Raw genomic sequence first — 12,306 nt, 5'->3', positions numbered from 1 at the left:
CGTTTCCCGAGGACTAAAGCCATGAGCACCGAACAAGATACCTCCGCAGAGAGCATTGAAGCGCGCCACCAGGCCAAGATGATCAAGACCAAGGCGGCGGTGGATGCCCGCATCGCGGCGGCTGACACCGACTGCGGCGTGCTGCTGGTCATTACCGGCCCGGGCAAGGCGAAGAGCAGCTCGGCTTTCGGCATGGTGGCTCGCTCACTGGGCCATGGCATGAAGGTGGGCGTGGTGCAGTTCATCAAGGGCGCGACGCCCACGGGTGAGGAGCGCTTCTACCGCCGCTTCCCCGACGAAGTGGAATATCACGTTACTGGCGAAGGCTTCACCTGGGAAACCCAGAACCGCGCCCGCGACATCGAGCGCGCCGAGGCCGGCTGGAACATCGCCCGCGGCCTGCTGCAGCGCGAAGACGTGGGGCTGGTGGTGCTCGATGAATTGAACATCGTGCTGGCCAAGGAATACCTGAACACGGCCAGCGTGCTGGCAGACATCGCCGCGCGCCCATCCATGCAGCACGTGGTGGTGACCGGCCGCGGTGCGCCCCCTGAGCTGATCGACCTGGCTCACACGGTGAGCGAGGTCAAGGTGGTCAAGCACGCGTTCAAGCAAGGCATCCGCGCGCAGGCCGGCCTGGAGTATTGAGATGAGCTTGCCTTTCCACATCATGCCGGTGTCCACCTCGCTGGACGCCGAGTTGCAGCACGCGATCGACAACAAGACCAAGCCGCTCGGCGCGCTCGGCCGCATCGAGGCGCTTGCGCTGCAGATCGGCCGCATCCAGGGCACGCTGCGGCCGACGGTGCAGGCGCCGCGCGTCATGGTGTTTGCCGGTGACCACGGCGTGGCGCATGAAGGCGTGAGCGCCTATCCGCAGGAAGTGACCTGGCAGATGGTCATGAACTTCCTGGGCGGTGGTGCGGCCGTCAATGTGCTGGCGCGCACCTTGGGTGTGGCGGTGCAGGTGGTCGATGCGGGCGTGAACCACGACTTTGCCGGCGCGCCGGGCATGGTGCATGCCAAGGTGGCCATGGGCACCCGCAACTTTGCGCTGGAGCCGGCCATGTCGGCCGCGCAACTGGATGAGGCCCTGGAGCGGGGCCGCAGCCTGGCCCGCGAGGCGGCCAACGAAGGTTGCCAGGTGCTGGCCTTTGGCGAGATGGGCATTGCCAATACCAGCGCGGCGTCGATGTTGCTGCACAAGCTGGCTGGTGTGCCGCTGGCGGCGGCAGTGGGCCGCGGCACGGGCCTGGACGACGCCGGCCTGCGCCACAAGCTGCAGGTGCTGGAGCGCGCTGCTGCCCGCACCGGCACGCTGACGGACGGGCGTTTGGCGTTGCAGGAATACGGCGGCTTCGAAATCGCCATGATGGCCGGCGCCATGCTGGGCGCGGCCGAAGCTGGCCTGGTGCTGGTGATCGACGGCTTCATCACCAGCAGCGCCTTGCTTGCGGCCAAGGCCCTGGCGCCAGCCGTGATCGACCATGCGGTGTTTGCCCACCAGTCCGCAGAAGCCGGCCATGCGGCCATGTTGCAGGCCTTGGGCGGCAGCGCCTTGCTGCACCTCGACCTTCGGCTGGGCGAAGGCACCGGCGCTGTGCTGGCGGTGCCGCTGCTGCGGGCGGCGTGCGCGGTGCTCTGCGACATGGCCAGCTTCGCCCAAGCCGGCGTGTCGGGCCGGGACTGAGGACGCCACCCCGTGCTGCCTGTGGATGGGCCCACCGCCATGATCGAGCCGCTGTGGCCGCTCGACCTGATGAGCGTGTGCCTGGCCATGGTGGTGGCGTTGGCGATTGACCGCTGGCTGGGAGAGCCGCCGGTGCACTGGCACCCGGTGGTTGCGATGGGCCGCTACCTGGGCTGGTTCACCGCGAGGCTGAGCCAGCTCGCGCCGATGGCCGCCTGGATGGGTGGCACGCTGGCGTGGTGGATGGGCGCGTTGTTGGTGGGCGCTTTGGCGGCATTGGCGCAGGCGTCTTTGATGGACCTGGCGATGGCGGCCATGGCCGCAACCCCGGGGGCACCGTGGGCTGCGCTGCTCGCCACCGTCGCGGCAGCGGCGTTGATCGGCGTACTGCTCAAACCCTTGCTCGCCTGGCGCATGCTGCGCGATGAAGTGGCGGCGGTGGATGCCGCCTTGCAGGTGTCGTTGCAGGCCGGTCGTACGCAGCTCTCACGCCTCGTCAGCCGTGACGTCAGTGCCTTGAGCGAGGCGGAGGTCCGTGAGGCCGCGATCGAGACCCTGGCTGAGAACCTGAACGACTCGGTCGTGGCGCCGCTGTTCTGGTTCTGCCTGGCCGGCCTGCCGGGCGCCGCCGTCTATCGCTTCGCCAATACGGCCGACGCCATGTGGGGCTACAGAGATCACCGGCGCTGGATGGGCCAGTGGGCGGCGCGTGCCGATGATGTGTTGTCGTGGCTGCCGGCGCGGCTCACGGCGGTGGTGATGTTGTGCTGGCCGTTGGCGCCGCGTGCCGTGTGGCGGGCGTTGCCCACATTGGCACTGCAGACGCCCTCGCCGAATGGCGGATGGCCGATGGGCGCGATGGCGCTGCTGCTGGGTGTGCGCCTGGCCAAGCCGGGTGTGTATGTATTGAACGAGGGTGGGCGTGCGCCGCAGTCGCACCACGTGCAGGCCGCGCTGCTGATCTGCGGTGCGCTGGTGCGTCGTGTGGGTGTGGCCAGCATGGGGTTGGCAGCAGCGCTGGTGTTATGGCTTGCCTGTTGGCCCGCTTGGTCAACCTCGCTCATGTTTTCATGGCCCCAAGGTGTGCCTGCGTGCGCGCCTTGGGTCAGTGCTTTATGCAAAGGGGCTGCGTGATGCGCCTGGGATGGAAACGTCAGTCTTCCGGGATCTTGCAGGTGGCCGCCTCTGCAGGCGCCAGCGCCGCGGCGCCCGTTGCCGTTCACGGTGGCCCCGACAACGGCCGCCCGATCGAGTTCGATTTTTCGACCAATGCGAACCCTTTGCAGGCACCGCCCGCGGTGCTGCAGGCCGTGGCCAAGGCACAGCGGCATCAATACCCCGACCCTTCGTACACCGCCTTGTGCACGGCCTGGGCTGCGGCCGCTGACCGTGGCAGCGATGGCGCCTCCATGGCGGTCAGCCGGGTGCTGCCCACGGCGGGCAGCAGCGAGGCCATCCGCCGCCTCAGCCTGGCCGCCGCGCAACGGGGCCGGCGGCAGGTGTGGGTGCCCGAGCCGGGGTATGGCGACTACCGTGCTGCTGCGCAGGCGCTGGGCCTGCCGGTGCGTGGTTATGCCAGCGCTCAGGCCTTGTTGAAAGGCCTGCGCAGCGACGGCGCCACGGCCCTGGTCTGGCTGAACGAGCCCAACAACCCGACCGGCGCGAGCTGGCCGGCAGAAGAATGGCAGGCCGTGGCCGACCTGGCGCAGACGCAAGGCGCCTGGCTGGCGCTGGACCGCGCTTACGAACCCTTGCGCCTGCTGGGCAGTGACCCGGTGCCGGCCCTCGTGGCCGAGCAATGCTGGCAACTGATGACCCCCAACAAGGCCCTGGGCCTGACCGGCATCCGCGCCGGCGTTCTGGTGGCACCGCGCAGCGCGCCCGCCGCAGTGTTGGGGGCGGTGACCGGGCTCGCCCCGAGCTGGGTAATGTCTGCCGAAGGCGTGAGCATGCTGCAGGCCTGGCTTCTGCCTGAAACCCAGGGCTGGATGGTGCAGGCGCGCCAGCAGCTGCGGCTGTGGCAGGTGCGCCAGCGCTTGCGGCTGGATGAGCTGGGCTGGCTGCAGCTCGACACCGTGACCCCGTTCTGGCTGGCCCGACCACCGGTGCCGGTGGCCGATGTGCCGCGTCGGCTCGAATTGCTGCGCGACGCCGGCATCAAGCTGCGTGACGCCCGCTCCTTCGGCATGCCCGGCTGGCTGAGGTTATCGACGCAGCCGCCGGCGGCACAAGACGCCTTGTTCGCCGCCTGGGCCCAGGTGGGCGGACAGCGTAGCCACCGCCAGGAGCGGCCGGCATGATCGGGCTGTTGAAGGAAGAGCTTCGCCTGTTCTTCACGGCACTGCAGTTCTTCACGCGGGTGCCGGTACCGATGTGGGTGGGTTGGTCACCCGATCAACTGAACCGCTCCGCCCGGCATTTCCCGACGGTGGGCTGGCTGGCGGGCGGCGTGTCTGCCGGTGTCTTGCTGGCCGCCATGCAGGTGTGGCCGGCGGCCGTGGCGGTGCTGCTGGCCATGGCCGCTGGCGTGATGCTGACCGGCGCCTTCCACGAAGACGGTTTCGCGGACAGCTGCGACGGCTTCGGCGGCGGCTACACGCCAGAGCGCGTGATGGCCATCATGAAAGACTCCCGCGTGGGCAGCTACGCCACCGTGGGTGTGGTGCTGATGCTGGCCCTGAAGTTCCAGCTGCTGCTGGCGCTGGTGCCGCAAGGGGCCGTGGTGCTGCTGGGCGTGATCATCGCCAGCCACACGCTCAGTCGCTGGGCAGCCCTGTGCGTGATGGCGACCTTGCCTTATGTGCGCGACGACGACAGCAGCAAATCGAAGCCCATCGCCCAGGGCATCGCCCGCGGGCCGATGCTGGCAGCCACGCTGGTGGCCGCCGCGCCCGTGTGGTGGGTGGGCGGCCAGCTCTGGTGGGCGCCCCCGGCGGTGTTGGCGACGGCCTGGTTGGCCGGGCGGTTCTTCAAGCGCCGCATCGGCGGTTATGTGGGCGACGCGCTGGGTGCGACCCAGCAACTGGCCGAGGTGGTGGTGCTGCTGGTCGCGGTCGCTGAGGTCAGAGGGCCGTCATGGATTTGATTCTGGTGCGCCACACCCGCGTGGCCCTGCCTGCGGGTACCTGCTACGGGCAGCTGGACGTGCCGCTGCAGCAACCCGCCGAGCCCTCGTTCGAGCAGGTGCAGGCCGGTGTTGCGCAGGTGCTGGCTCACGTGCTGGCCGGTTTGCCCGAAGGGCAGCGTGTGGTGCCTGATCGCCTGCTGTGCAGCCCGCTGCGCCGTGCGGCCGTGCTGGCCGATGCGCTGGGCGCCACATGGGCACTGGCTGCGCAGGCTGACGCACGCTGGATGGAGCTGAATTTCGGTGAGTGGGAAGGGCGCCCGTGGGAAGACATTCCCCGAGCTCAAAGCGACCCGTGGGCGGCAGACTTTTACCGCCTCGCACCGCCCGGCGGTGAAACCTACGCCGCGCTCTGCGCGCGTGTGGCTGCCGCGATGGACGAGCAGGCTGCCGCTGGTGGCTGCGCGGTGGTGGTCTGCCATGCGGGCCCGATGCGGGTGGCGGCAGCACGGGGCATGGGTTTGCCGATGTCGCAATGGCCGGAGGTGGAGTTGCCCATGGGCGGTTGCCTGCACCTGCGCATGGCCCCGGATCTTTCCTGGCAGTTGGTGAAGGCAGTGGAGCAAGCATGAGCGCGGTGGTGGTGATGTTGTCCGGCCTCGCGTCGGGCCAGGGCAAGACGAGCGTCACGGCGGCGCTGGCATTGGCGGTACGGGCGCGTGGCCGGCGTGTGGTGGTGTTCAAGCTCGGGCCGGATTTCATCGACCCGATGGTGCTGGAGCGCGCCAGCGGTGGCCCCGTCTTCAACCTCGACGACCGCATGGTGGGCTTGGCGGAATCGCGCCACCGGGTGGTGCAGGCCGCTGCGCAAGCCGACTTGGTGTTGATCGAAGGCGCGATGGGCCTGTACGACGGCCCGCCCAGCTCTGCCAGCCTGGCCCGCGCATTGGGTGTGCCGGTGGTGGTGCTGGTGGATGCCGGCTCGATGGCGCAGACCTTCGGCGCGGTGGTGCATGGCTTGGCCAGTTACGGCGCTGCGCGTGGTGAGCCGGTGACGGTGCTCGGCGCCGTGGCCAACCGCGTGGCCAGCGCAGGCCACGCGGCGATGTTGCTGGAAAGCCTGCCGCCGGGCTGCCCGTTGCTGGCCGCCGTGCCCCGGGTGGCGACCACGCTGCCTGAGCGGCACCTGGGTTTGTCGAGCGAGGCCGTGGCGCAGGTAGACGAGGCCCTGCAGGCGCTGGCCCAGGCCATGCAGACGCCGCCCAACAGCGACTGCATCGACCGGCTGCTGGCCCTGCCGGCCTGGCAGCCGCCCGCAGCCAGTGGCGATGCCGTATGGCCTGCGCCGCCAGCGACCCTGGCCGGCCGTCGGATTGCCGTGGCCCGTGACGCCGCCTTCCGCTTCATCTACCCGGCCAATCTGGCGTGCCTCGAAGCCATGGGCGCGAGCATTGAGTTTTTCTCCCCGCTGAACGATGAGCCGGTGCCGGCTTCTGCCCACGCGCTGTGGCTGCCTGGCGGTTATCCGGAACTCTTTGCTGAGCAACTGGCCGCCGCCGGGCAGTGGCGCGCTTCGGTGCAGGCCTGGGTGGCTGAAGGCCGCCCGGTGCTGGCCGAGTGCGGCGGCATGATGGCGCTGGCCGATGGCCTGACCTTGGTGAATGGGCAACGGCACGCCATGGCCGGTGTGCTGGTGGGTGAGGTGCGCATGCAGACACGTCTGGCCGCGCTGGGCGTGCAGACCATGCAGCCAGGCGCGCAGACCGAGGCTTTGCACCCGGCCATGCGCGGCCATACCTTTCATTTCTCGACCATGAGCACGCCGCTGCAGCCCACCGGGCAATGCCAACGGCTTGATGGCTCGGCCGGTGAGCCATGGTGGCGCTTCGGCCCGACCGGGAAGGGCGTGGCCAGCTACTTCCACGCCTATTTCCCGTCGTCGCCGATGCACACGGCCGCCTTGCTGGGGGCGGCACCGTGATCACCTTGCTGATTGGCGGCGCCCGCAGCGGCAAGAGCGCGCTGGCTGAACGCCTGGCGGCTGACAGCGGCCACGCCGTGACGGTGGTGGCCACGGCGCAGGCCTGGGACGAAGAGATGGCCGCACGCATTGCTGCCCACCAGCGCCAGCGCCCGGCGCATTGGCGCACCGTGGAGGCGCCGCGCGAATTGGCCGCCGCCCTGCAAGAGGCCGATGGGCCGGGCCGCATGCTGGTGGTGGATTGCCTGACGCTGTGGCTCAGCAACCTGCTGCTGGCCGATGTGCCGGCTGATGTGGACCTGAACACCGTGCGCGCCTTGCAGCCCGGCCCCGCTTGGCTGGATCAGCGCGCCGCGCTGCTGGCCACGCTGCCAGCGTTGCAGGCCGACGTGGTGCTGATTGGCAACGAGGTCGGCCACGGCATCGTACCGATGGGCGCCTTGAACCGCCTGTTCGTGGATGAAAACGGCCGCCTGCATCAGGCCTTGGCGGCCTTGAGCACGCAGGTGCAGTTCGTGATGGCGGGCTGTGTGCTGCCAATGAAGGGTTGACGATGTTGCAGAGCAAGATGAACTTGAATGCAGGCCTGGCCGTTGCCGCCTTGACGCTGTTGGCGTGCGCCATGCCCGCCTATGCTGCGCCCGTGTCGGCGCTGGACGACGACGGCCGAACGGTGAGCTTGGCCGGCCCGGCCATGCGCATCGTCAGCCTGGCGCCGCACACCACCGAGCTGCTGTTTGCGGCCGGTGCGGGTGACAAGGTGGTGGCCAATGTGCGCTACGGCGATTACCCCGCTGCCGCGCGAGCGCTGCCGGTGGTGGGTGATTCGCACGGGCTTGATCTGGAGCGCATCGCCGCCCTCAAGCCCGATCTGATCGTGGTCTGGATGCACGGCAGCTCGGCCGGGCAGATCGACCGGCTCAAGGCCCTGAAACTGCCGATCTTCCACAGTGAGCCGCGCAGCCTGCCGCAGATCGGCGACAGCATCCGGCGCCTCGGTGTGCTGGCCGGCACACAGCCGGCGGCAGACGCAGCCGCTGATGCCTTTGCCCGAGACCTGGCAGCGCTGGAGCAGCGCTACCGCCAGCGTCCGCCGCTGCGGGTGTTCTATCAAATCTGGCACAAGCCGCTGATGACGGTGAACGACAAGCACCTGATCAGCGACGTGGTGCGCCTGTGTGGCGGCGTCAACGTGTTTGGCAGCCACCCCACCTACGTGCCCACGGTGAGTGCCGAGGCGGTGATCGCGGCGCAGCCGCAGGTGCTGGCCACCAGCACGCTGGACGGCCAGGTTGACGACAGCGTGGGCCACTGGCGCGCCTTCAAGCACTTCGAGCCGATCGCCAAGCAAGCGGTGGTCACCATTCCGTCAGACCACATCAGCCGCCACACGCCGCGCATCCTGCTGGGTGCCAAGCGCATGTGCGAAGGGTTCGAGCAGGTGCGCGCGGGCCAACCCGTGAAGCTGCCAGCGCCATGAGCGGCTACCAGCGCATTGCCTGCCTCTCGACCGAGGCGGTCGAGACCTTGTATCTGCTGGGCGCCGCAGACCAGGTGTGCGGCATTTCGGGCTTCACGGTCTACCCGCCGGAGGCGCGGCGCGACAAGCCGAAGATCAGCGGCTATTCCACCGCACAGCTGGAGCGCATCCTCGCGGTGCAGCCCGATCTGGTGGTGGCCTTTTCCGACATGCAGGCCGACCTGGCCGCGCAACTGGTGCGGGCCGGGTTGGAGGTGCATGTCTTCAACCACCGCACGCTGGCCGGCATGCTGCGCATGGTGCAGGCGCTGGCGGCGCTGGTGGGCCGGGTGGAGGCGGGTGAAGAACTGATTGCAGAGCTGAGTGCCGCCATGGCGCCGTCGCCGTTCTTGATGGAACTGCCTGAGGGTGCGCGTCGCCCCCGCATCTGGTTCGAAGAGTGGAACGAGCCGCTCATCAGTGGCGTGGGTTGGGTGAGTGAGCTGGTGGCGCTGGCTGGGGGCGAGGATGCCTTCCCGGAGCTGGCTGCTCACCACGGCGCCAAGCAACGCATCGTCGCCGACCCGATGGACGTGGTGGCACGTGCGCCCGACATCATCATTGGCAGCTGGTGTGGCCGCCGCTTCGTGCCCGATCAGGTCACGGCCCGCCCGGGCTGGGAAGTGGTGCCGGCGGTGCGGGACGGTTTCGTGCGTGAGATCAAGTCCGCCGACATCCTGGCGCCCGGCCCGACCCTGCTGACCCGCGGCTTGCCGCAGTTGCGTGCCCTGATTGCAGAGTGGCACAAGCGACCGGAGGTTGCAGCATGAAGGGCGCATTGATGGTGCAGGGCACCACCTCAGACGCCGGCAAGACCACGCTGGTGGCTGGCTTGTGCCGCGTGCTGGCGCGGCGGGGCGTGAAGGTGGCGCCGTTCAAGCCGCAGAACATGGCCCTGAACAGCGCGGTGACGGCCGACGGCGGCGAGATTGGCCGGGCCCAGGCGTTGCAGGCGCTGGCGGCGGGCGTGGCGCCCACGGTGCACATGAACCCGGTGCTGATCAAGCCCAGCTCTGACACCGGCGCTCAGATCATCATCCACGGTCAGGCGCGCCATCAGATGGATGCGCGGGCCTTCCATGACTACAAGCGCGTGGCCTTCGAGGCGGTGCAGGAAAGCTGGCACCACCTGCGTCGCGAGTTCGACGTGGTGCTGGTGGAGGGCGCCGGCAGCCCTGCTGAAATCAACCTGCGTGACCGCGACATCGCCAACATGGGTTTCGCCCTGCCCAACCAGGTGCCCGTGGTGGTGGTGGCCGACATCGACCGCGGCGGCGTGTTCGCCCACCTGACCGGCACGCTGGATTGCCTGGCACCGGAAGAGCAGGCGCTGGTGCGCGGCTTCATCATCAATCGCTTCCGCGGCGATGTTTCGTTGCTGATGCCCGGCGTGGACTGGTTGACCAGCCGCACCGCCAAACCCACCTTCGGCGTGGTGCCCTACCTGCACGGCCTGCATCTGGATGCCGAGGACGCGATTGCCGCCTGGCAGCAGGCGCCGCAGGACGTGCACAAGCGCCTGCGGGTGGTGGTTCCGGTGCTGCCGCGCATCAGCAACCACACCGACTTTGATGCGCTGCGCGCGCACCCGCAGGTCGACCTGCAATACGTCGGCCCTGGCCAGCCTTTGCCTGAGGCTGATCTGGTGATCCTGCCCGGCAGCAAGAACGTGCAGGCCGACCTGCGCTGGCTGCGCGAGCAGGGCCATGACAAGGCGCTGCAACGCCACCTGCGTTACGGCGGCAAGGTGCTGGGCATCTGCGGTGGCTTCCAGATGCTGGGCACGGCGTTGCATGACCCGCACGGCCTGGAAGACGGCGGCAGCATGGCGGGCCTCGGCTGGCTGGAAATGCAAACCACGCTGGAGCCGCACAAGCAACTGCGCGAGGTGCAGGGCCGGCTGGGCGTGGGCCTGCTCGCCGGTGCACCGGATGCAGCGGTGAGTGGCTACGAGATCCACATGGGCGTGAGCACCGGGCCCGCGCTGGGCACGCCGGCCGTGCTGCTGCACCAAGCCGGGGGCGGTGAGCTCCCGGATGGTGCGGTGAGTGCGGACGGGCAAGTGGCGGGCACCTACCTGCACGGCCTGTTTGACCAGCCAGCCGCGCAGTCTGCACTGTTGCGCTGGGCCGGCCTGCGGCATGCCCAGTCGGTGGACCTCGCTGCCCTGCGTGAGGCGAGCCTGGAGCGCTTGGCCGACACGCTCGAAGCCCACATGGATCTGCCCGCGCTGTGGGCCGCGGCCGGGCTGCACAAGCGCATCGTCTAGGGAGTTGGGCTGCGCGGCATGCCGGCGTTTCTGGTGTGTTTGCAGATCGATGCCGAAGGCGGGGAGATCTGGAACGATTCGTGCTGTTTGTCACATTCACGACACAAGTGAAGCCCCTAGTGAGCTGTCGTGAACGGGGGGGTAGAGTGACCTTGCTCTCAAAAAGAGCGGGGTTTTACCCCACCCACTGTCAGATACCTCTGTTTACAAACACACGATCGAGGAGTTCCTGAACATGAAGAAGTTGGCCCTGACCACCCTGGCATTTGCCGCCCTGAGCCTGGTCACCGCAACGTCGTATGCCGCCAAGGACGACGTACTGAGCCACCGCTGCTACACCGTGGCCCCTGAAAAGGCAGCCCGCGACAAGATCGAAGCCAAGCGCGTCGCCTTCGTCGAAGGCCGTCGCATGAAGGGCCAGGAGGCTGAGCGCGCTGCTGGCACCGTGACGATTCCGGTGTACTTCCACGTGATCAACAAGGGCACGGGCGTTGCCAACGGCGACATCACCACCGCCATGATCAACGACCAGATCGCGGTGCTGAATTCGGCTTACGCCAGCACGCCGTTTCGCTTCGCGCTGCAGTCGGTGGACCGCACCACCAACGCCACCTGGTACACGATGGCCCCGGGCTCGTCGGCTGAAACAGCTGCCAAGACCGCACTGCGCAAGGGCACGGCCAGCGCCCTGAACCTGTACAGCGCTGCCCCTGGCGGCGGCCTGCTGGGCTGGGCCACTTTCCCGTCGGACTACACCGCCAGCCCGAAGCTGGATGGCGTCGTGCTGCTGAACTCCAGCGTGCCCGGCGGCTCGTCGGCCCCGTACAACGAAGGCGACACCGGCACCCACGAAGTGGGCCATTGGCTCGGCCTGTATCACACCTTCCAGGGCGCCTGCACCAACGCGGGTGACTCGGTGTCTGACACCCCGGCCGAGAAGTCAGCCGCCTACGGTTGCCCGGTGGGCCGTGATTCCTGCACCACCAAGGCAGGTCTCGACCCCATCACCAACTTCATGGACTACACCGACGACAGCTGCATGAACTCGTTCACTGCTGGCCAGGTGGCGCGCATGGACTCGCTGCACCTGCAATATCGTCAAGGCAAGTAAGCAGCTCGAAGGCCATCGGCCACTCGCTGATGGTCGTTTGAGAAGCTGAAATCGAAGGGCGAGCGCTGATCAGGCGTCTCGCCCTTTTTTCATGCTGCCGGCCTGACCAGCGGCACGAGAGAAAACACGTCGGCCGCAACCGGCCCGCCATGCAGCCAGAGCCGGTTGCGCGCCGTGCATTCCCACTGCGCACCGGCCTGCCTGGCCACGGCCGCGCTGGCGGTGTTGCCCACCGCCACCACGATTTCGATGCGCTGCAGGCCCAGGGTGTGAAACCCGTGCGCCGTCAATGCCGCCACGCAGCGACGTGCAATGCCTTGGCGCTGCTTCGACGTGCGCACCCAGTAGCCGAGGTTGGCCATGCGGTGCAGGCTGTTGATCTGATTGAGGCCGGCGCCGCCCAGCAACTCGCCGGTGCGGGCATCAAACACACCCAGGTCGTGGGCGGTGCCACTGGCCAAGCCCTGCCGACACAGGCCGAACCAGAACACGGCGTCGTTAGCGGTGTAGTCAGGCGCGCACCAAGGCATCCAGGCGCCCACCGTGTCGACCGAGGTGCGCGCGGCTTCGGCAAAGGCCTCCGCGTCGCCATCTTCAAATGGCCGGAGCAGCAAACCGTCGTGCGTCAGGCTGGTGGCTTGGTGCAGCGCGGAGGGCAGGTCGTTGAGCATG

13 protein-coding genes are annotated in these 12,306 nt (G+C 68.4%); 12 read left to right on the top strand and 1 reads right to left on the bottom strand.

All coding sequences use genetic code 11. From position 1 onward, the window contains the following. The first annotated feature begins 21 nt into the window (after window positions 1-21). From cobO to AACH00_RS08595, 12 genes are all read left to right on the top strand, one after another. Window positions 22-648, top strand: coding sequence for a cob(I)yrinic acid a,c-diamide adenosyltransferase (gene cobO, locus AACH00_RS08650; protein ID WP_341398697.1), 627 nt, complete (start codon window positions 22-24; stop codon window positions 646-648). Window position 649: 1 nt separating this feature from the next. Then, a complete protein-coding gene (cobT, locus tag AACH00_RS08645; RefSeq protein WP_341398696.1) occupies window positions 650-1,690 on the top strand; it encodes a nicotinate-nucleotide--dimethylbenzimidazole phosphoribosyltransferase in 1,041 nt (346 codons plus the stop codon). Between the two features lie 39 nt (window positions 1,691-1,729). After that, entirely contained in the window at window positions 1,730-2,824 is a 1,095-nt protein-coding gene (gene cbiB / locus AACH00_RS08640) for an adenosylcobinamide-phosphate synthase CbiB (protein ID WP_341398835.1), read from the top strand. 41 nt (window positions 2,825-2,865) lie between these two features. Next, window positions 2,866-3,990: an aminotransferase class I/II-fold pyridoxal phosphate-dependent enzyme gene (locus AACH00_RS08635; protein WP_341398695.1), complete on the top strand. Its 1,125-nt coding sequence runs from the start codon at window positions 2,866-2,868 to the stop codon at window positions 3,988-3,990. After that, window positions 3,987-4,775 carry an adenosylcobinamide-GDP ribazoletransferase gene (locus tag AACH00_RS08630; RefSeq protein ID WP_341398694.1) on the top strand — a complete coding sequence of 263 codons (789 nt, stop codon included), beginning with the start codon at window positions 3,987-3,989 and terminating at the stop codon, window positions 4,773-4,775. The genes AACH00_RS08635 and AACH00_RS08630 overlap by 4 nt, the downstream gene beginning before the upstream one ends. Next, entirely contained in the window at window positions 4,766-5,386 is a 621-nt protein-coding gene (locus AACH00_RS08625) for a histidine phosphatase family protein (RefSeq protein WP_341398693.1), read from the top strand. Before AACH00_RS08630 ends, AACH00_RS08625 begins: the two co-directional genes overlap by 10 nt. Continuing rightward, window positions 5,383-6,735 (top strand): cobyrinic acid a,c-diamide synthase CobB, encoded by a 1,353-nt coding sequence (locus AACH00_RS08620; protein ID WP_341398692.1) that lies wholly within the window; start codon window positions 5,383-5,385, stop codon window positions 6,733-6,735. The genes AACH00_RS08625 and AACH00_RS08620 overlap by 4 nt, the downstream gene beginning before the upstream one ends. Beyond that, entirely contained in the window at window positions 6,732-7,286 is a 555-nt protein-coding gene (cobU, locus tag AACH00_RS08615) for a bifunctional adenosylcobinamide kinase/adenosylcobinamide-phosphate guanylyltransferase (protein ID WP_341398691.1), read from the top strand. The genes AACH00_RS08620 and cobU overlap by 4 nt, the downstream gene beginning before the upstream one ends. Before the next feature lie 17 nt (window positions 7,287-7,303). Continuing rightward, window positions 7,304-8,215: a cobalamin-binding protein gene (locus tag AACH00_RS08610; protein WP_341398690.1), complete on the top strand. Its 912-nt coding sequence runs from the start codon at window positions 7,304-7,306 to the stop codon at window positions 8,213-8,215. Further along, a complete protein-coding gene (locus tag AACH00_RS08605; protein ID WP_341398689.1) occupies window positions 8,212-9,024 on the top strand; it encodes an ABC transporter substrate-binding protein in 813 nt (270 codons plus the stop codon). Before AACH00_RS08610 ends, AACH00_RS08605 begins: the two co-directional genes overlap by 4 nt. An 11-nt stretch (window positions 9,025-9,035) precedes the next feature. Then, window positions 9,036-10,523, top strand: a complete 1,488-nt coding sequence (locus AACH00_RS08600) for a cobyric acid synthase (RefSeq protein ID WP_423221917.1) — start codon at window positions 9,036-9,038, stop codon at window positions 10,521-10,523. A gap of 235 nt (window positions 10,524-10,758) precedes the next feature. After that, window positions 10,759-11,634 carry a zinc metalloprotease gene (locus AACH00_RS08595; protein WP_341398687.1) on the top strand — a complete coding sequence of 292 codons (876 nt, stop codon included), beginning with the start codon at window positions 10,759-10,761 and terminating at the stop codon, window positions 11,632-11,634. An 89-nt stretch (window positions 11,635-11,723) separates the two neighbouring features. Here AACH00_RS08595 and AACH00_RS08590 read toward each other — a convergent pair whose 3' ends face one another. Continuing rightward, window positions 11,724-12,305 carry a GNAT family N-acetyltransferase gene (locus tag AACH00_RS08590; protein ID WP_341398686.1) on the bottom strand — a complete coding sequence of 194 codons (582 nt, stop codon included), beginning with the start codon at window positions 12,303-12,305 and terminating at the stop codon, window positions 11,724-11,726. Window position 12,306 lies beyond the last annotated feature (1 nt).

Source organism: Ideonella margarita, assembly GCF_038066635.1.
GTDB lineage: Bacteria > Pseudomonadota > Gammaproteobacteria > Burkholderiales > Burkholderiaceae_C > Ideonella > Ideonella margarita.
The sequence above is the reverse complement of the archived record's forward strand: the minus strand, read 5'-3'. Positions and strand labels throughout refer to the sequence as shown.